This window comes from Thauera butanivorans (genome assembly GCF_048398245.1).
Classification (GTDB): domain Bacteria; phylum Pseudomonadota; class Gammaproteobacteria; order Burkholderiales; family Rhodocyclaceae; genus Thauera; species Thauera butanivorans.
Map to the genome: position 1 here is coordinate 4,650,909 of NZ_CP183038.1, position 19,356 is coordinate 4,670,264.

The window sequence follows — 19,356 nt, forward strand, 5'->3', positions numbered from 1 at the left end:
CGGGTGGTTTATGGGTGCTCCATCCACCCGTTCCGGATTGGCGTCACACTTCCAGCGGATCCACATCCAGTTGCCAGCGCAGCTCGCGCGCAGTGCGCTGGCGGTAGAGCAGTGCCATCCAGTCGGTGAGGAAAGCCTGCAGCAGGCTGCGCTGGTCGGCTTCGAGCAGTAGCTGGGCGCGTTCGCGCCGGGCCAGCCGGGTCATGCGCATCGGCACCGGGTCGTAGATGCGCAGGCCGTCCGGGGCATGCTCGGCGGCGAGGCGGCGGGCGTGGCGCAGGAACTCGACGGCGTCGTCCAGCGCCGGCGCATCGGCGCGCAGCATGGCCTGGTGGCTGAAGGGCGGAAAGCCGGCGCTGCGCCGCGCCTGCAGCTCCATGCGGGCGAAGGCGTCGAAGTCGTGGCGGGCGAGGTGCCGGTAGAGCGGATGCTCCGGGTATTCGGTCTGGATCAGTACTTCGCCGGGCAGCGCGCCCCGCCCGGCGCGGCCGCCGACCTGCATCAATTGCTGGAACAGGCGCTCGGGGGCGCGGAAGTCGGCGGCGTGCAGCGAGGCGTCGGCGCCGACGACGCCGACCAGGGTCAGGTTCGGGAAGTCGTGCCCCTTGGCCATCATCTGGGTGCCGACCAGGATGTCGGCGCCGCCTGCGGCGATGGTGTCGAGCAGCGCCTCCCATTGCCTGCGCGTGCGCGCGGCATCGCGATCGACCCGCAGCACCCGCGCCTGCGGATACAGCTCGGCCAGGCGCGCTTCGATGCGCTGCGTGCCGCGGCCGAAGGGCTTGATGTCCTGGTCGCCGCAGCTCGGGCAGGCGTGCGGGATGCCGCCCTCGCAGCCGCAGTGGTGGCAGCGCAGGCGACGGTCGGCGAGGTGGACGACGAGGTTGGCCGAACAGTGCGGGCAGCGACTGACCCAGCCGCAGGACGGGCAGGACAGTACCGGCGCGTAGCCGCGGCGGTTGAGGAACACCAGGCTCTGCTCGCCGCGTTCCAGCCGTTGTGCGATCGCCGCCTGCAGGCCGGGGCTGAGCCCTTCGTCCAGCTTCAGGCGGCGCACGTCGATACAGCGCACCGCCGGCATCGTGGCCGCCACCGCGCGCTGTTTCAGCACCTGCAGCGCGTAGCGTTCGCTGCGGGCGTGGTACCAGGTTTCCAGCGACGGCGTGGCCGAACCCAGCACCACCGGCACGCCGCGCTGGCGGGCGCGCCACACGGCGACGTCGCGTGCCGAGTAGCGCACACCTTCCTGCTGCTTGTAGGAAGCGTCGTGTTCCTCATCGACCAGGATCAGGCCCAGCCGCGGCAGCGGCGCGAACACCGCGAGCCGGGTGCCGAGCACGATGTCGGCACGGCCGCTCAGGGCCTGGACGAAGCCGCGCGAACGCGCGCCATCGGCCAGACCGGAATGCAGGCTGACGATGCGGGCCGCGGCGAAACGCTGGGCGACGCGCTGTTCGAGCTGCGGCGTCAGCGCGATCTCGGGCACCAGCATCAGCACCTGCCTGCCCCGTGCCAGCATGCGGGCGGCCAGGCGCAGATAGACCTCGGTCTTGCCGCTGCCGGTGACGCCGTGCAGCAGCCAGCTGCGGAAACCCTCGCCGGCGTCCAGGATGGCCTTCACCGTGCCGTCCTGCTCCGTGGTCAGTTCCGGCAGGACGCCGGACGCGGCGCGGCCCGGAGTATCGAGCGCGGCCTCGACCAGCCAGCCGCGGCGCAGCAGGTCGCCGACCGCTTCGCCGCCCTCTCGCGCGCGCACCGCGTTTCGCCGCCACGGCGGCGTGTCCTGCGCCAGTGCCTGCAGCAGGGCAAGCGCCTTGCTCGGGCGTCGGCCGGCCTGCAAGGCTTCGGTGCCGGCCGGGCCGATGTCGAGCAGGGGATCGTCTTCGTCGCCGCTGACGCCGTCGGCGCGGCGCAGCCCCGGCGGCAGCGCGAGCGCGACGACTTCGCCGATCGGCGCGTGGTAGTAGCGGGCGACGAAAGCGGCCAGTTCCAGCCAGTCCGGCGGCAGCGGCGGCACGTCGCGCTGGATGTGATGCACGGCCTTGAGCCGCGCCGGGTCGACGTCGGCCTCGGCAGCCAGGGCGACGATCAGGCCGTTGCGCTCGCCACGCCCGAACGGCACCTTGACGCAGCGCCCGACGTCGGCTTCGGAGGCATCCGGGGCAAGATAATCAAACACTTGCGGCAGCGGAACCGGCAGGGCGACACGGACGATGGGCATGCGACAGCAGTGAGGATCCGAAAAATCGTTGTGCTTCAGTAGCTTGAGTATGGTTCGTGAGAATGAACCACGAAAATGCCGGGCAAACCATTGGCGGGAAAACCAGCCTTGCGCTTGTCCACAAAACCTGTGGATAAGTTTGTGGGAAAGATGGGTGAATCGGCCTCAAACCGGCGCCAGATCAGGCTTTCCGTCACATTGCCTTAACATTGTGCTTTTTGAATTTTCTTTGTTTTCAATTACTTATGAAAACAGCGAAATAAAACCGAAATCTGATGCTCATCCGCCCGGCGGAACGAGGCGATGTGTATAAGTCAAGCCTCCGAATGCTGATTTAATGCTTGACAGCACGCGGCGGCGGCCATCCTCTTGGCCCCACTGCTGTCCATTTCCCTCTTGGCGTAGGAGCGGCTTCAGCCGCGAAGTGCTTTTCGCGGCTGAAGCCGCTCCTACGTGCTCAAACGAACGGTATTGCCCTTACCCTTAGCCCTGCGCGCGCAGCTTGCGGCTGTGCTCGTGCACGGTATCGACCAGCACCGTGACGTTGTCGGGCGGGGTGAACTGCGAGATGCCGTGGCCGAGGTTGAAGATGTGGCCCGGATGATTGCCGAAGGAATCCAGCACGCGACGGGTTTCGGCGGCCACGGTCTCGGGCGGGGCGAACAGCACGTTGGGGTCGAGATTGCCCTGCAGCGCGGCCTTGTCGCCCACGAGCTGGCGGGCGCGGCCGATGTCCATGGTCCAGTCCAGGCCGACCGCGTCGCAGCCGATGGCGGCGATGGATTCCAGCCACAAGCCGCCGCCCTTGGTGAACACGATGCTGGGCACGCGCTGGCCGTCGCGCTCGCGGATCAGGCCGGCCACCACCTGCTCCAGGTAGCGCAGCGAGAACTCGCGGTAGGCCGCTTCGGACAGCACGCCACCCCAGGAGTCGAACACCATCACCGCCTGGGCGCCGGCTTCGATCTGGGCGTTGAGGTACTTCACCACCGCCTGCGCGGTGACGTCGAGGATGTGGTGCATCAGGTCGGGGCGGCTGTAGGCCAGGCTCTTGACCTTGCGGTAGTCGCTCGACGAACCGCCTTCGACCATGTAGCAGGCCAGCGTCCATGGGCTGCCGGAGAAGCCGATCAGCGGCACGCTGCCGTCGAGCGCGCGGCGGATCTCGCTGACGGCGTCCATGACGTACTGCAACTCGGCGTGCGGATCGGGCGCGCTGAGATTGCGGATCTCCCATTCGTCCTTCAGCGGGCGCTCGAAGCGCGGCCCCTCGCCTTCGGCGAAGTACAGGCCGAGGCCCATCGCGTCCGGCACGGTGAGGATGTCGGAGAACAGGATCGCGGCGTCGAGCTCGTAGCGCGCCAGCGGCTGCAGCGTGACTTCGCAGGCCATCGCCGGGCTCTTGCACAGCTGCAGGAAGCTGCCGGCGCGCTTGCGCGTCTCGCAGTATTCCGGCAGGTAGCGGCCGGCCTGGCGCATCAGCCAGACGGGGGTGTATTCGGTGGGCTGGCGCAGCAGAGCGCGCAGGAAGGTGTCGTTCTTGAGACGGCTCACATCGAGTCCTCATGGCGGTCGTTCGGGCACAAGCCGCGATTATCGCCCGTCGACCGCCCGGATGGGCTTGTTGCGTGTCAAACAGGCAGGGGAATCGCCTCAGCGCCGCCAGAAAGCCGGTGTCAGCACCACCAGCACGGTGAAGATCTCGAGCCGGCCGAGGATCATCGTGAACGCCAGCACCCATTTGTGGAACATCGACAGGGCCTGGTAGTTGCCGCCCGGCCCGACCGCTTCCAGGCCGGGGCCGGTGTTGTTGAGGCAGGCGATCACGGCCGAGAAGGCGGTGAGCAGTTCCAGCCCGGTGGCGGAGAGGATCAGCGTCAGGCAGGCGATCGACACCATGTAGGTGAAGCTGAAGCCGAGAATGGCGTGCAGGATGTTGTCGGGCACGGACTGCTTGCCGATGCGCACCGGCTGCACCGCGTTGGGATGCAGCGAGCGCACGATCTCGCGCAGCACCTGCTTGTACAGGATGATCGCCCGCATCATCTTGATGCCGCCGCCGGTGGAGCCGGAACAGGCGATGAAGCTGCCGAGGAACAGCATCCAGACCTGGGCGAACATCGGCCAGGCGGAATAGTCCTCGATCACCAGGCCGAGCGAAGTCGAGATCGACACCACGTGGAAGGCCACGCTGCGCAGGGTGTGGAGCGGATCGTCGTGGCTCTGCCAGTACAGCAGGTAGATCGTCAGCATCGCGATGCTGAACGCCAGCGCGCCGAAGTAGAACGGAATCTCCGGATCGCGCGAGTAGGGCCGCAGCGAACCGCGCACCAGGGCAAGATAGTGGGTGGCGTAGTTGAGGCCGGCCAGCAGCGCGAACAGCATCGCCACGAGCTCGACGTTCAGGTTGGCGAAATGGCCGAGCGAGGCGTCCTTGCTCGAGAAGCCGCCCAGGCCGGTGATCGAGAAGGCATGGATCAGCGCATCCCAGCCGTCCATCCCTGCCCCCCACAGGCTGAAGCCGCAGGCGACGGTCAGCAGCATGTAGGTCAGCCACAGCCCCTTGGCGGTCTCGGTGATGCGCGGCGTGAGGCTGGAGTCCTTCATCGGCGTCGGCACTTCGGCCTTGTAGACCTGCCGGCCGCCGATGCCCAGCAGCGGCAGGATCGCCACCACCAGCACGATGATGCCCATGCCGCCGATCCAGTGCATCTGGGTGCGCCAGACGTTGATCGATATCGGCAGGTCGTCGACGCCGGACAGCACCGTCGCGCCGGTGGCGGTGAGCCCGGACACCGCCTCGAAGTAGGCATCGGTGAAACCCAGCGCCGGCATGTAGCCCATCAGCGGCAGCGCGCCGAACAGCGGCAGGATCACCCAGGTGGCGACGACGAGGAAGAAGCCGTCATGCACCCGCAGGTCGCGGCGCACGCCGCGCGTGGCCAGCCACAGTGCCAGCCCGGCGGCGACGGTGACCAGGATCGCCTTGTCGTAGGCCAGCGCCGCGCCGTCGTCGAGCCACAGCGAGACGCCGAGCGGGAAGCCCATCAACAGGCCGAAGATCATGATGATCAGGCCGAGCGCGTTCAGCGCGGGACGGTAGGCGCGCATGCCGGATCACCCTTGTCAGAGGAAGTGGAAGCCCACCTGGAAGACCTTCTCGACCTTGCGCACCAGGTTCTTGTGGGTACAGAACACGATGACGTGGTCGTTCTCCTCGATCACGGTGTCGTGGTGCGGCATGATCACCTCGCGCCGCAGCAGGCGGCCGTCGTCGCGCCTGACGTCGCGCACGATGGCGCCGATGGTCGCGCCCTTGGGGAAGGGAATCTCTTCGATCGGCCGCCCCACCACCTTGGAGTCCTTGCGGCTGCCGTGGGCGATGATCTCCAGCGCTTCGGCGGCGCCGCGCCGCAGGCTGTGCACCGCCACCACGTCGCCGCGGCGCACGTGCGCGAGCAGGGTGCCGATCGAGGTGTGGGCAGGCGAGATGGCGATGTCGATCGGCCCGCCCTGTACCAGGTCGACGTAGCTCCGGCGGTTGATCAGCGCCAGCGTGCGGCGCGCGCCCATGCGCTTGGCGAGCGAGGCCGACATGATGTTGTCTTCCTCGTCGTTGGTCAGGGCGACGAACAGGTCGGTCTCGTCGATACCTTCGTTCTCGAGCAGCTTCTCGTCGGTCGAATCACCGCGCAGCACCAGCGCGCGCGAAAGCTGGCCGGCCAGCAGTTCGGCACGCTCCTGCCGCGTCTCGATGATCTTGACGTGGTAGTTTTCCTCGATCGACTGCGCCAGGCGGAAGCCGATGTTGCCGCCGCCGGCGATGATGATCCGGCGCATCGGCTTGTCCGAACGGCGCAGCTCACGCATCACCTGGCGCACATGCACGGTGGCGGCGAGGCAGAAGACTTCGTCGTCCGGCACGATGATGGTATCGCCCTGCGGAATGATCGGCACGCCGTTGCGATAGATCGCGGCGATGCGGACTTCGACGTTGGGCAGGTGGAACTTGAGCGCCTTCAGCGGATGCCCCACCAGCGGTCCACCTTCGAAGGCGCGCACGCAGATCAGGCTGAGCACGCCGTCGGCGAATTCCAGCACCTGCAATGCCTCGGGGAAGGCGATCAGGCGCTCGATGTAGTCGGTGACGACCTGCTCGGGGCAGATCGAGAAATCGACGGCGAAATTGTCCTCGTCGAGCAGTTCGGGGTGATCGACGTAATCGGTCGAGCGCAGCCGCGCGATGCGCGTCGGCAGGTTGAACAGCGCCTTGGCGATGCGACAGGCGCACAGGTTGGTCTGGTCGGACTGGGTGACGGCGATCAGCAGGTCGGCATCGTCGGCGCCGGCTTCGCGCAGCACCCTGGGTGATGCTGCATTGCCGCACACGGTACGCACCTCGAGCCGGTCGCGCAGCACCCCGAGGCTATCGGGGCTGGTGTCGACGAGGGTGATGTCGTTGGCTTCGGAAGCCAGGTTTTCCGCCACCGAGGCGCCAACCTGGCCGGCACCGAGAATGATGATCTTCACCGCACGCTTCCGCAGGACGTATCGGCGGGGATTCTACGCTGCTCTGCACAATCGCGGAACAGGATTGTTGCAGCGCAGCATCCGCTGGCGGCTCAGTTCTCCTCGTGCCGTCGCCCCGCCTGCAGGCCGAGTTGCTTGAGCTTGCGGTAGAGGTGGGTGCGTTCCAGCCCGGTCTTCTCAGCCAGGCGCGTCATGTTGCCGGCCTCCAGCCGCAGGTGGTGCTCGAAATACAGGCGCTCGAATGCTTCGCGCGCCTCGCGCAGCGGCTGGTCGAACGATACCCCGATCGAACTGGCCGCGGCATCGGGCGGCAGCAGGCGGCGCACGTCGCCGGCACCGATCTCCTCTTCCAGCGTGCCGAGCGCGAGCGACTTCACCGCGGCGCGCAGCTCGGCATAACCGCCCGGCCACTGCAGGTTGCGCATCTGGTTGAGCGCGGCGGTGGAGAAGTTGCGCAGCGGCACTTCGCCGCCTTCGACCAGGTGCAGCAGGATCTGGCTGGCGAGTTCGGGCAGGTCATCGCGTACGTCGGCAATCGACGGCGGCGCCAGGCTGACTTCGAACAGCCGCGACACCAGCGCTTCTTCCCAGCCTTCGGCGAGCAGCGCTTCGGCACTGCGGTCGGTGGCGGCCACTAGGCGCAGATCGTAGCGGTCGAGCCGATCGACGGCGAAAGCCAGATTCTTCTGCTGTGCGCGCGACAGGCGTGCCAGTTCGCCGACGAACAGCACGCCGCCCTGGGTCGCCTGCAGTTGGCTGATGTCGAGCGGCGCCGAGATCGCGGCGAGGTCGAGCCAGGCGGCCCGGCCGTTGTTGACGCTGCGCGCGACCAGTTCGGCGAGGCTGCCCGCGCCCACCCGCAGCAGCAGCAGGCGCGAGCTGCTGGCGATCTGTTCCACGCGGCGGCGCAGTTCGCGCAGCGGCACCGAGCGGGTGAAGGCGGCCAGCGTCAGCGGCGCCGGCGCGCCGGGCGCGAGCGGACGCTGCAGCCCGCGCTTGACCGCAGCCAGCAGCTTCTGCAGCGCAATCGGCTTTTCCAGGTAGTCGATCGCGCCGATGCGCGTCGCTTCGACCGCGGTGTCGATGGTACCGTGGCCCGACATCATCACCACCGGCATGTTGAGCTGGCCGTTCGCCGCCCATTCCTTCAGCAGCGTGATGCCATCGGTATCAGGCATCCAGATGTCGAGCAGCACGATGTCGGGCCGTCCGGCATTGCGCATCGCCCGCGCCACCGTGGCATTCTCGGCGAGCAGGATGTCGTAGCCCTCGTCGCGCAGGATCTCCGACAGGAGTTCGCGGATGCCGATTTCGTCGTCAACGATGAGTATCTTTGCCATTGTGTTCAGTCTTCGTCATTCGTTTCGGCCGGGCGCAGCCGGATGCGGATCTCCGCCCCGCCGCCGTCGAGATTGGCCAGGCGGACATCGCCGCCGTGTTCATCCACGATCTTCTTGACCATCGCCAGGCCCAGCCCGGTGCCGCGCGACTTGGTGGTGAAATAGGGCTCGAAGGCATGCGCCAGCACTTCGGCCGGGAAGCCCGGGCCATTGTCGCGGAACATCAGCACCACGCGCTCGCCCTCGCGCCGGGTGATCACCCTCACCTTGCCGCCATCGACGCCGGCCAGCGCATCCTGCGCATTCTGCAGCAAGTTGTGGATGACCTGCCGGAGCTGGCTGGCATCGCCGCGCACGCGCGGCAGGTCGGCAGCCAGCTGCGGCCGGATCAGCGACGCGGCGCTCTCGTACAGGTGCAGCACCTCGCGGATCAGCGCATTGAGGTCGATCATCGCCAGCTGCGGCGCCGGCAGGCGCGCATAGTCGCGGAAGGCGTTGACCAGGTTCTTCATCGCCTCGACCTGGTTGACGATCGTCGTCGTGCCGCGCTCCAGCATCTCGCGGCCGCTGTCGTCGAGCTTGTCGGCGAGCTTGAAGGCCAGCCGCTCGGCCGAGAGCTGGATCGGCGTCAGCGGGTTCTTGATCTCGTGCGCCAGGCGCCGCGCCACTTCGCCCCAGGCCGCGGTGCGCTGCGCGGCGATCAGGTGCGAGATGTCGTCGAACACCACCACCAGCCCGCCGCCACTGCCCTCGGGCAGGCGCGAGCCATGGATCAGCAGCGTCAGCGGCGTGCTGTCCTTCACCGGCAATTCGATCTGTGCCTGCCAGTCGCTCTCGTGGGCGGCAAAACCATCGAGCAAGGCATCGCGGAAGCGTTCCAGGCGCGGCCATTCGGCCAGCGTGATGTCCTCGAAGCCGGCCAGGGCGTCGTCCAGGATCTGCTCCGCGCCATGGTTGGCCGCCCGCAGCCTGCCGTCGGGAGAAAAGGCGAGCACGCCGGTCGACAGGTTGGCGAGCACGCTTTCCAGGTAGGCACGTGCCGACTCCACCGCGGCGCGGTTGCGTTCGGCCGCCTCCCGGGCTTCTTCGAGCTGGCGCGTCATGCGGTTGAAGGACTGGGTCAGCACCCCGAGCTCGTCGCGCGCCGGCAGCGCCTGGCGCGGGCTGAAGTCACCCTGCGCCACCGCCTGCGTGCCTTCGGCCAGGATCAGCAGCGGCGCCGCCAGGCGGCGGGCAATGATGAAGGCGGCAGCCACCGCCGTCAGCAGTGCCAGCAGCAGCGTCATCGTCAGGGTCAGGGTGTAGATGCGGTTCAGGCCCTCGCGGCCGAGCGTGAGCTGCTGGTATTCGCGGTAAGCGTCCTGCACCGCCTCGGCGTGACGGCCGAAAGTCTCGGGCACGGCCTGAGTCAGTTGCAGCAGCTTTGGTTCCCCCGCCAGCGTGCGCAGCGGAATCTGCGTGATCACGCGAATCACCAGGCGGCCGTCGGGCTGGCTCTCGACGGCATGGAACACGCGCACTCCGCGCGCCTGGCGCAACTGGTTGGCGCTGGGCAGGTCGGGGATCAACCCGGCCGAGGCATCGGCCGCCATCGCCAGGATCTGGCCGTTGGCCGTCAGCACGGTGGCACCACCGACCACCGCCCGTTCGCGCAGGCGGTTCAGCAGCGCCGGCGAAACCCGCTCCACGCCTTCCAGTTCCAGCACCATGTCGGACGCCTTGTCGCTGACCTGGCCGACGAGATAGTCGAGCGCGTTCTGGCCGAGCGCGATGCCGCCTTCCAGCGCGGACTCCACCCGCACGTCGAACCAGCTCTGGATGCTGCGCACGACGAACTGCAGCGATACCGCATACACGACCACGCCGGGCACCACGCCCATCAGCGCGAACATCAGCACCAGGCGGTACTTGAGCCGTGAGCCGAACTGGCGCGTGCGGTACTCGCGCCACAGCTGGCGCAACTGCACGCCGACCAGGCCGGCCAGGGAGACGACCAGCACGCCGTTGAGCGCGAACAGATAGGGATAGCTGCTGACGAAGAGTTCGGTGTTCGAACTGGCCGAGGTCAGCAGGAAGAGCGAGATCGCAGCCAGTGCTGCCGCAACGATGAGCAGGAAGCGCTTCATCGCTGGCCCGCCACCCCGGGCAGGAAGGTCCAGGTGGCCCAATCCGTGCCCAGGTTCCAGTCGCGGCCGCCGATCACCGTCACCTGGAAAGGCTTGGGCAACTGGCTGGTATCGAGCCGGAAGCGCAGTGCCACCTCGTGCGACTGGCCGGCAGCAAGCTGCGAGGTGTCGGCGATCTGCCAGTTGCGCACGCGCTGCATGGTGCGCACGGCGGCGTCGAGGTCGTCGAAGCTCTGGTGGAAGCTGCCGATCGACAGCCGGTAGCTGCGGGTGATCGCATGATAGGACAGGCGGTAGTGCAGGCTGCGATCGACGACGACTTCGTTCAGCCAGTACCAGCGTGGCCGCTCGATGCGCAGCTCGGTGACGAAGTACAGCGACACGCCGCGCGCCACCGCATCGGCGAGGCGGGAGTTGAGCTCGATGTCGATGTCGGCATTGAGCACGTAGCCGCCGTCGCCTCGCACGATCTCCGCACTGCGGATGCGGGCGTCGTCGGCATGCACGGCGGGCACGAAGGCGAGCAGCACCAGCAGCGTGCAGCAGGCACGCAGCAGGCGCTCAAGCCTTCTTGCGCAGGCGGGCGAAATAGAAGCCGTCATGATCGGCATCGGGCAGCAACTGGCAATCGGGAAAACCGTCGATGGGATCGGATTCGGCATCGGCGTGGTGGCGGAGGAAAGCGGCAAGCTGCGCAGCATTCTCCTGCCCGAACACCGAGCACGTGACGTAGAGCATTGTGCCACCCGGAGCCAGGGTATGCCAAAGCGCATCGACGATGCGGGCCTGCTGGGCGGCGAAGCCGGCGATGTCCTCGTCGCGGCGCAGCCACTTGATGTCGGGATGGCGGCGCACCACGCCCGACGCCGAGCACGGCACGTCGGCCAGGATGCGGTCGAACGGACGCCCGTCCCACCAGGTCTCCAGCCTGGCGCAGTCGGCCACCTGGATGCGCGCCTCCAGGCCGAGGCGGTCGAGGTTGGCGCGGATGCGCTGGGCACGCAGCGGGTCGAGCTCGAGCGCCGACAGCTCAATGTCGGCCAGTTCCAGCAGATGGGCCGTCTTGCCGCCGGGCGCGGCGCAGGCGTCGAGCACCCGCTCGCCGGCCTGCGGCGCCAGCAGCAAGGCAGCGCGCTGGGCACCGGCATCCTGCACCGACACCCTGCCCTCGGCGAAGCCCGGCAGGCGCGCGACCGGCAGCGGCTGGGCCAGCAGCACGGTCTGACCGCTGACCGCCCGCAGCGCGATGCCTGCTGCTTCCAGCTCGGCGACGACCGCGTCCACCTCCGCCCGCCGCCGATTCACCCGCAGCGCCATCGGCGGACGCTGCCTGCCTGCTTCCAGGATGGAACGCCAATGCTCGGGATGATCCGCCCTCACCCGCGTGATCCACCAGCGCGGATGCGTGTGGCGCGCCTCCTCGTCCGCTTCGACCCAGGATGTCCATAGCTGTCGCTGGCGCAGGGCGTTGCGCAGCACGCCGTTGACCATGCCCTTCAGCCCCGGCATCGCCACCGCCGCGGCCTGCACCGTCTGGTCCACGACAGTGTGCGCCTGTTCGGGCCGCTGTTCGAGCCGCGTCAGCGCGACCAGCAGCAAACCATGGATGAGCACGGCCGGCGGACTGTGCAGGAACTGCTGCAGGACGGCATCGCCCGTCCCGTAGTCCCTCAGCGTCGACCAGGCCAGATCGCGCACCGCACCGCGGGTGGCATCCGGCCACGCGGCGTGATCTGCAGCCATACGTTCGAAAGCATCGGTCAGATTGCCGCCTTCCATCACGCCGGCAACGAGTTCGGCCGCGCGCAGCATGGCGTAGCCGAGGCTGTCTTCGGGCAGCACCGGGCGTGGAGCGGGTGCGCTACTGCGCCCCGACGAAGAAGGATGGGCATTGGCCGTGCTGCGGGGGCGGGAATGCGGGGGCGCCGCACGCGGGCGCCTGGACGGGGGAGAACTCACTGGATGTCGAAGCCTTGCGGCGCGCGGCGCCGGCCTTCGTCAGGCCAGCAATGCGCGCAGATGATTGGGGAGCGCGAACTGCGCGTGATGTACCGCGCCATTGTAATGTTGAAGCCCGCCGATTCGCCGCTTCACGATGCGGCGATCGATCTCATCGGCATTCACTGAAAGCGGATCGAGCCGATCGGAAGCGGTCGCCAATCCCCACAGACTGCCATACAAGGGAATGTGGACGAAATAAGGCCGCACGCAGGCAAATACCTGTCTCAGGCGCCGTACCAGGCTGCCGACCCGTTCGGACTGGAAGAAAGCTGCGCCCAGATGCAGGCTGAGCGCGCCATCTTCTGCGAGCAAGGCACGGCAAGCACGGAAGAAGTCCTCGCCATACAGCGCTTCGGCCAGGCCTTCCGGATCGGTCAGGTCGAGCACGATCAGATCGTAGCGACCGGCGATCGCAGAAGCGTCGATGGTGACGTAGCGCAGACCATCACCAATGCAGAGTTCGACGCGCGGATCGTCGAGAGCGCCGTGATGCACGTCCTGCAGGTAGCGGCGCGAGATGTCGACGACCTTTTCGTCCAGTTCGACGATCTTCACATGCTCGATCGTCGGGTGCTTCAGCAACTCCTCGGCCGAGCCACCGTCGCCGCCACCGATGACCAGCGCCCGGCGCAAGCCATCGTGTGCCATGCCCGGCACGTGTATCAGGTTTTCGTGGTAAAGGAACTCGTCGCGCTCCGAACTCATGAAACAGCCGTCGAGCCGGAACAAACGACCGAGGCGCGGAGTTTCCCAGACTTCGTAGTGCTGGAAACGAGATTCGCCCGCCTCCAGCAGGCGTCCAGCCTTGAGGAAATATCCGGCGTCCTCGCTCAACCACTCGGACAACAGCCCTGCCGGCAGCAGAGGTTTCGTATCAGTCATGCTGCTGATCTCCCCGGCGCTCGGCCAATCACACGAGCGCCCGATGTCATCGATCCGAAGGCAGCCAATCCGAGCATTCTCGGGTAGCTGCCATCACTTGTTCCACGTGAAACAAAGTGCTGTCAGCGAAGGAAGGTATCGTAGGCAAGCCGCGCGATCAGCACCGTCACCACCGCCAGGAACATCCTGCGCACGAAGCCGGAGCCACGCTTCAGTGCCATGCGCGAACCGATCAAGGCACCGCAAAGATTGCACAGCGCCATCACCAAGCCCAGCTTCCACATCAATTCGACCGTGCTGGCAAAGTAGGCGATCGCCGCGAGATTGGTCGATACATTCAGGACTTTCGCCGATACCGAAGCCCGCAGGAAGTCCATGCCCAGCAGGCGGATGAACAGGAAGATCAGGAAACTGCCCGTCCCCGGCCCGAAGAAGCCGTCGTAGAAACCGATCACCGCGCCGATGCCCAGCGCCAGCGCAATCGAGCGCCGGCCATGCGCCGGTTCGGTGGAAACCGTACCCAGATCCTTGCGCACGAAGGTATAGAGCGCAACGAGGATCAGCAACACCAGTATCAGCGGCCGCAGCACAGCCGGATCGAGAAACACCACCGCCTTGGCGCCGTACCAGGAACCCAGCAGCGCTGCGGCTGCTCCCGGTCCGACCACCCGCCAGGGTATCTCCACTCGCCGGCTGTACTGGACTGCCGCACTCGTGGTGCCGACGATGCTGGCGATCTTGTTGGTGCCGAACAGGTTTGCCGGTGCGCTGGCGGGGAAAGCCGCGAGCAAGGCAGGTATCTGGATCAGCCCGCCACCGCCGACGACTGCATCCACGAAGCCGGCAAACATGGCGGCAAGGCCCAGCGCTACGAAAAGAAGTTCGGTATCCATCATTTGTTTCACGTGGAACACATCGGAGTGTCGGCAATGCGAGGATGCCGGCACGCAACGCAAGCGCCCGTTTCTCCTTCGGCAGTTGCGCTACCAGGGCGCTTGAACATGCGTCGCGCGCAGCGATCTTACCCGGAACGGCAGCTTCCGCACGCCGTGCGTGCACACCCTCGGGGCCATCTGTGGATATCACACAGAGAGCCAATGGAAACAATGGCTTGAGACTCCGGGGCAGTTGACTTAGAATGGCGCGTCCGGCACCCCGCCGGGCCATCTGCTGGTTGGAGAGGACGCCATGTCAATAGACGCCCTGTTCCAATTGGGGATCGTATCAGTTCGTCTGAACACCTCCCAAACGGAAAACAGCCCAAGACCGCGATCATCGCAAGGGTCTGGGCAGCGCCTGCCCGTCGTGCGCATCAGTTGTCATCGCACGCCGCTCGATCTCAGGCCATTCAGTCGCAGACCTTGCCAGGCTCTGCACCACCGCCGAATACCCCATTGAATCTGGCCTTTTCGGCCAGTGCCTCTACGACACACCCGCGGCATGGCACAGCACGCCGCGGCCCGATTCATTTGCACCCGGCTTTGGATAGGTGCAGTTTGGCCATTGCGACATCGTGATTCAGACACCCTACTACCTGATCGACAAATCCCGCCTGCTACAGAATCTGCAGCGCATCGACCTCGTCCGCAAGCAGTCCGGCGCCAAGGTCCTGCTCGCGCTCAAGTGCTTCGCGACCTGGTCGGTCTTCGACCTGATGCGTGAATACATGGACGGCACCACCTCGTCCTCGCTGTACGAAGTGCGGCTCGGGCACGAGAAGTTTGGCGGTGAAACCCACGCCTACAGCGTGGCCTACGCCGACCATGAAATTAACGAAGTCGTCTCCCATGCCGACAAGATCATCTTCAACAGCCTGAGCCAGTTCGAACGCCACGCCGGTCGCGCCGCCGGCAAGCCAATCGGCCTGCGCCTGAATCCGGGCGTCAGCAGCTCCGGCTACGATCTCGCCGATCCGGCCCGGCCCTTCAGCCGCCTGGGCGAAGTCGATCCTGCGCGCGTCGCGCCCTTCATCGGCCAGATCAGCGGCTTCATGATCCACAACAACTGCGAGAACCGCGACTTTGCCCGTTTCGACGCCCTGCTCGGCGAAATCGAAACGCGCTTCGGCGCCCTGCTCCCGCAGGTCGAATGGGTGAGCCTGGGCGGCGGCATCCACTTCACCGCCGACGACTACCCGCTGGACGCCTTCTGCGCCCGCCTGCGCAGCTTCTCGGAACGCTACGGCGTGCAGGTCTACCTGGAGCCGGGCGAGGCCGCGATCAGCGACAGCGCCAGCCTGGAAGTCAGCGTGCTCGATACCTTGTACAACGGCAAGCAACTGGCCGTGGTGGACGCCTCGATCGAGGCCCACATGCTGGACCTCCTGATCTACCGGCTGCAGGCCCGCGTCGAACCCAATGCGGGCCCGCACCGCTACCTGATCTACGGAAAGTCCTGCCTGGCCGGCGACATCTTCGGCGAATTCGATTTCCCACAAGCACTCGAAATCGGCCAGCGGCTGTCGATCCGCGATGCCGCCGGCTACACGATGGTCAAGAAGAACTGGTTCAACGGTCTGACCATGCCCTCCATCGCCGTGCGCGAGCTCGACGGCACGGAACGGGTGGTACGCCAGTTCGGCTACCACGACTACGCAGACAGCCTGTCCTGAGCGCAAGCCAGGCATTCCATCGCAAGGAGCTGACAGATGAAACCCAATGTCCTCATCATCGGTGCCGGCGGCGTGGCCCATGTGGTCGCGCACAAATGCGCACAGAGCAACAAGCAGTTCGGCGACATCCACCTCGCCTCCCGCACGCTCGGCAAATGCCAGGCGATCATCGATTCGGTACACGCCAAGGGGAGCCTGCAACGCCCCGGTGCGCTGCACGCCCATGCGCTCGATGCGCTGGATGTGGCCGCCACCGAGGCACTGATCCGCGACACCGATGCCCGCATCGTCATCAACGTCGGTTCGGCCTTCCTGAACATGTCGGTGCTGCAAGCCTGCCTGCAGACCGGCGCGGCCTACATCGACACCGCCATCCACGAGGAGCCGGACAAGATCTGCGAAGCGCCCCCGTGGTACGGCAACTACGAATGGAAACGGCGTGAGGCCTGCGAAGCGGCCGGCGTGACGGCGATCCTGGGCGCCGGCTTCGACCCCGGCGTGGTCAACGCCTACGCCCGCCTGGCCTGCGACGAATACTTCGACCGCGTCGACGCCATCGACATCATCGACATCAACGCCGGCCGCCACGACCGCTACTTCGCCACCAACTTCGACCCCGAAGTGAATTTCCGCGAATTCACCGGCACCGTCTGGTCCTGGCAGGACAAGCAATGGACGCCCTCGAAGATGTTCGAGTACCGCAAGGACTGGAACCTGCCCGTGGTCGGCAAGCAGACCGCCTACCTCACCGGCCACGACGAGCTGCACTCGCTGTCGCAGAACCTCGACGTGCCCAACATCCGCTTCTGGATGGGCTTCAGCGAGCATTACATCAACGTGTTCACCGTACTCAAGAACATCGGCATGCTGTCTGAAAAGCCGGTGCGCACCGCCGAAGGCCAGGAAGTCATCCCCCTCAAGGTGCTCAAGGCCGTCCTCCCCGACCCCGCCTCACTCGCCCCCGCCTACACCGGCAAGACCTGCATCGGCAACATGATGCGCGGTGAAAAGGACGGCAGGGAACGCACGGTATTCATCTACAACATCTGCGATCATGCAGAGAACTACCGCGAAATTGGCAGCCAGGCGATCTCCTACACCGCCGGCGTCCCCGCCGTCGCCGCCGCGCTGCTGATCGCCGACGGCACCTGGGACGTGCGCCGCATGGTCAACGTCGAAGAACTGCCGCCCCGCCCCTTCCTCGCGCTGATGGCGAAGATGGGCTTGACGACCTGGGTGCGGGAAGGAGAACGCGACGTGCTGCTGGAGGAGCAGGCGGAGACGGTGGGGGTGTAGGGTCGAGCCCGGACATGGACAGCTTCACTGGACGAAGCTGTCCTCCACCTGCCGCAGCCAGGCCAGATCCTTTGCCCATTGTTTTCGCGCTGCAGCTTCGCGCTCGAACAAGGCCTTGGTCTTTTCCAGCACCAGGGTGTAAGGCCGGCCGATACGCCGGGTTTCGTACCTGACCGGCAACTCGTGGCGGCCGATGAATTGCTCGACGAGCTGGCGCTTCTCCTGGGCCAGCGGCCACTCCAGGCTTTGCTGCGACGAGGATTCCAGGAAGCTCGCCAGGTTCTTGCCCAAGTCGCCCGCAAAAATCGCGGGCATCAGGATGGCCCAATCGCCCCTCGCACGCTCGGGCAGCGCCAGGCTTGCGGCCAGCAGTTGCAGGCAGCGCGCATGCACCGGCCCCAAGCCGAGACCGGGCACGTCCGCCAGCCCGGCAGCAGCCGCGCGCAGTACCCCAAGCGACACCGCCACGGGCAAGTCGGCGGACAGCAAGGTATCGATGATCGGCTGCCGCAGATCCGGGCGGCAGCCATCGTGGCTGCCCCGGATCAATGCCAGCAAGGCCGGGCCGGTTTTTTCCAGCGCCCGCATCCTGGCGCTGCCGGTACTGTGCGCCAGCACTTGTCCGATATGCTTCTGCAGCCAGTTCCAGCGCTCCTCCACCAAAGCAGCGGCCAGCGCCGGACCATTCATGTTCGCCGCCGCACCGAAGGCCACGGTCAATCCCGGCAGCGTATGCGCCAGCCAGGCGAGCTGGCAGTCGGGATCCTGATACGGCGCGGCCCACTGGCGCAGGCGCCCGGCACACCAGGCCAGGCCATGCCGTTTCATCAGCCACAACAGGCACGGCGCCATTTGTCGCGTCAGCTCCCGCAAGGAGAATGGCGCCAGCAACATGTCGGCAATGTCCGCGTCCTCGATCAGCGCCGCCACCGGCAAAGTGGCGTCGAGCAAGGCAACATCGGCCCTGTGTGCCGCCCGCTTCCAGAAAGGCTGCAGGCGCCGCGCCCACACCAATGCCTGTGCTGCATCGCCGGCTTCCAGCCTGTCGGCGATCTGCTCGATGGCCCAGTGCGGCGACTGCCGGGCACGGATGACAAACGCGTTCTCGCGCGACCACATCACCACGGCAGCACGGTGGTACCAGCGATCGAGCGTGTTGCCGTAGTTGCCCATGTAGCCCTGATACTCGGACTCGAACGGCGTGCAGTCGGACGATGGACGGGTGAAACATAGCTCATGGCGGGCAACGAAGCTGGCCTCGGAGTCCAGTTCGCTGCCATCGAGGGCAAGCCAGTGGCGCAGTTCGATGTCGCTGTCGATCAGTTCCCCCAGAACCGGCTCGGCAGCGACATCGTCGTCGTCGGCCATTTCTTCTTCATCGTCCGCGTAGTCCCAATGCCCGTATTCCCCGGGGTCGTCCTCGGCCGACCAGATTTCGTGCACATCGGCCAAAGCCAGAAAGATCTCCGCATCCAGTCGTTCCGCCACCTTGCGCAGAGCGGCCACACGCACCGCATCCGCCCCCTTCAGCCGTGTCCAGGACAGGCCGCTCTGCGTGTATTCGTGGTCGAGCAGATAGACCAGCCGGTCCGGCGGCTCGCTCTCGTCATCATCCCCCCGGCCTGGCTGCGGCGGCTGCCAGAAGGCGTTCACAGCATCGGCCAGCGCGGCGAGCGTCTGCGCCGACACCTCGGCCGGCTTCGCGCCGCCTCGCGCGATCAGGTTCCAGGTCAGCACGACACGGTAGCCCTGCTTCACTGGACGGACTTCATGGTGGCAATCGGCGTAGAAGGCGACCATGCTCAGCCGACTGGCCGAGCCGCGTGCACGCAGCGTCCGGCCCTGGTGGGAGACCACGAAATCACCCCCGGTGAAACGCGACGGCAGCGTCACGACCAGCGTACCCAGCATTCCATCCGTCTTTTCCGAATCCTGATGCACGGCGAAGAACTGGCCCGGCGCATACACCAGCAGGTTGTGCAGCTCGGCGTCGAGCTGAACGTCGGACGGCAGCCCCAGCTCGCGGGCAATGCGCGCCAGCGCGCGGCCGAGCACGGATGGCCATTGCCACGAATCGAAACGGATGGCGCTGGCGGGAATCTCCCAGGTGTCGCGCACGCGCGGATCGAGCCGCGTCTGATCCTTGTAGCCGTGATGCGCCGGTCGCGCCACCGCGCACAGGCGATGCGCGCTGTGGATCGTCACCGGCAAGGGCACATCGCCCACGCCTTCGACATGCAACTGCGGATCGGCTTCGACGGTGAAGCGCGTGGCGAAATCGCCGCTGCTGCCAAGCTCGGCCAGCAATAGCGAGAGTGTCTCGGCGGTAGTGCGCATCCGGAATATCCC

Annotated in this window: 13 protein-coding genes; 2 read left to right on the plus strand and 11 right to left on the minus strand. The window is 66.5% G+C overall.

The annotated features are described in order from the left end of the window. Positions 1-43: 43 nt before the first annotated feature. The 10 genes from ACNQFN_RS22440 to ACNQFN_RS22485 form a co-directional block, all read right to left on the minus strand. Positions 44-2,221: a primosomal protein N' gene (locus ACNQFN_RS22440; protein WP_418647621.1), complete on the minus strand. Its 2,178-nt coding sequence runs from the start codon at positions 2,219-2,221 to the stop codon at positions 44-46. 483 nt (positions 2,222-2,704) lie between these two features. Continuing rightward, on the minus strand, positions 2,705-3,775 hold the full coding sequence (gene hemE, locus ACNQFN_RS22445) for a uroporphyrinogen decarboxylase (protein WP_418647622.1): 1,071 nt from the start codon (positions 3,773-3,775) through the stop codon (positions 2,705-2,707). 99 nt (positions 3,776-3,874) lie between these two features. After that, positions 3,875-5,332, minus strand: coding sequence for a TrkH family potassium uptake protein (locus ACNQFN_RS22450; RefSeq protein ID WP_068635691.1), 1,458 nt, complete (start codon positions 5,330-5,332; stop codon positions 3,875-3,877). 15 nt (positions 5,333-5,347) lie between these two features. After that, complete coding sequence (gene trkA / locus ACNQFN_RS22455; protein ID WP_068635690.1) at positions 5,348-6,751, minus strand: Trk system potassium transporter TrkA; 1,404 nt, start codon at positions 6,749-6,751, stop codon at positions 5,348-5,350. Positions 6,752-6,843: 92 nt separating this feature from the next. Then, on the minus strand, positions 6,844-8,091 hold the full coding sequence (locus tag ACNQFN_RS22460; RefSeq protein ID WP_068635689.1) for a sigma-54-dependent transcriptional regulator: 1,248 nt from the start codon (positions 8,089-8,091) through the stop codon (positions 6,844-6,846). Positions 8,092-8,096: 5 nt separating this feature from the next. Then, positions 8,097-10,217: a sensor histidine kinase gene (locus tag ACNQFN_RS22465; protein ID WP_068635688.1), complete on the minus strand. Its 2,121-nt coding sequence runs from the start codon at positions 10,215-10,217 to the stop codon at positions 8,097-8,099. After that, the gene (locus tag ACNQFN_RS22470) at positions 10,214-10,828 is read right to left on the minus strand and encodes a DUF4390 domain-containing protein (RefSeq protein ID WP_068635731.1); all 615 of its coding nucleotides are present in this window, start codon (positions 10,826-10,828) and stop codon (positions 10,214-10,216) included. Before ACNQFN_RS22470 ends, ACNQFN_RS22465 begins: the two co-directional genes overlap by 4 nt. After that, the gene (rsmB, locus tag ACNQFN_RS22475; RefSeq protein WP_418648950.1) at positions 10,779-12,029 is read right to left on the minus strand and encodes a 16S rRNA (cytosine(967)-C(5))-methyltransferase RsmB; all 1,251 of its coding nucleotides are present in this window, start codon (positions 12,027-12,029) and stop codon (positions 10,779-10,781) included. The genes ACNQFN_RS22470 and rsmB overlap by 50 nt, the downstream gene beginning before the upstream one ends. Positions 12,030-12,215: 186 nt before the next feature. After that, positions 12,216-13,100 carry a polyamine aminopropyltransferase gene (gene speE / locus ACNQFN_RS22480; protein ID WP_068635687.1) on the minus strand — a complete coding sequence of 295 codons (885 nt, stop codon included), beginning with the start codon at positions 13,098-13,100 and terminating at the stop codon, positions 12,216-12,218. Positions 13,101-13,222: 122 nt separating this feature from the next. Further along, on the minus strand, positions 13,223-13,993 hold the full coding sequence (locus ACNQFN_RS22485) for a TSUP family transporter (RefSeq protein ID WP_068635686.1): 771 nt from the start codon (positions 13,991-13,993) through the stop codon (positions 13,223-13,225). Positions 13,994-14,613: 620 nt separating this feature from the next. Here ACNQFN_RS22485 and ACNQFN_RS22490 point away from each other — a divergent pair. Further along, positions 14,614-15,711, plus strand: a complete 1,098-nt coding sequence (locus ACNQFN_RS22490) for a carboxynorspermidine decarboxylase (protein ID WP_418647623.1) — start codon at positions 14,614-14,616, stop codon at positions 15,709-15,711. 36 nt (positions 15,712-15,747) lie between these two features. Then, the gene (locus ACNQFN_RS22495) at positions 15,748-17,007 is read left to right on the plus strand and encodes a saccharopine dehydrogenase family protein (RefSeq protein ID WP_068635685.1); all 1,260 of its coding nucleotides are present in this window, start codon (positions 15,748-15,750) and stop codon (positions 17,005-17,007) included. Positions 17,008-17,031: 24 nt separating this feature from the next. Here the strand turns inward: ACNQFN_RS22495 and ACNQFN_RS22500 are convergent, their stop codons facing one another. Continuing rightward, positions 17,032-19,344 (minus strand): 2OG-Fe(II) oxygenase, encoded by a 2,313-nt coding sequence (locus ACNQFN_RS22500; protein ID WP_418647624.1) that lies wholly within the window; start codon positions 19,342-19,344, stop codon positions 17,032-17,034. Positions 19,345-19,356 lie beyond the last annotated feature (12 nt).

Bases quoted from the DNA above. Each gene is read 5' to 3' on its own strand.
- speE (WP_068635687.1), bottom strand. From the start codon at position 13,100: ATGACTGATACGAAACCTCTGCTGCCGGCAGGGCTGTTGTCCGAGTGG.
- ACNQFN_RS22440 (WP_418647621.1), bottom strand. From the start codon at position 2,221: ATGCCCATCGTCCGTGTCGCCCTGCCGGTTCCGCTGCCGCAAGTGTTT.
- ACNQFN_RS22495 (WP_068635685.1), top strand. From the start codon at position 15,748: ATGAAACCCAATGTCCTCATCATCGGTGCCGGCGGCGTGGCCCATGTG.
- ACNQFN_RS22470 (WP_068635731.1), bottom strand. From the start codon at position 10,828: ATGCCGATCATGACGGCTTCTATTTCGCCCGCCTGCGCAAGAAGGCTT.
- ACNQFN_RS22500 (WP_418647624.1), bottom strand. From the start codon at position 19,344: ATGCGCACTACCGCCGAGACACTCTCGCTATTGCTGGCCGAGCTTGGC.
- ACNQFN_RS22450 (WP_068635691.1), bottom strand. From the start codon at position 5,332: ATGCGCGCCTACCGTCCCGCGCTGAACGCGCTCGGCCTGATCATCATG.
- ACNQFN_RS22485 (WP_068635686.1), bottom strand. From the start codon at position 13,993: ATGGATACCGAACTTCTTTTCGTAGCGCTGGGCCTTGCCGCCATGTTT.
- ACNQFN_RS22465 (WP_068635688.1), bottom strand. From the start codon at position 10,217: ATGAAGCGCTTCCTGCTCATCGTTGCGGCAGCACTGGCTGCGATCTCG.
- rsmB (WP_418648950.1), bottom strand. From the start codon at position 12,029: ATGCTGCGCGCGGCCGAACTCGTTGCCGGCGTGATGGAAGGCGGCAAT.
- ACNQFN_RS22460 (WP_068635689.1), bottom strand. From the start codon at position 8,091: ATGGCAAAGATACTCATCGTTGACGACGAAATCGGCATCCGCGAACTC.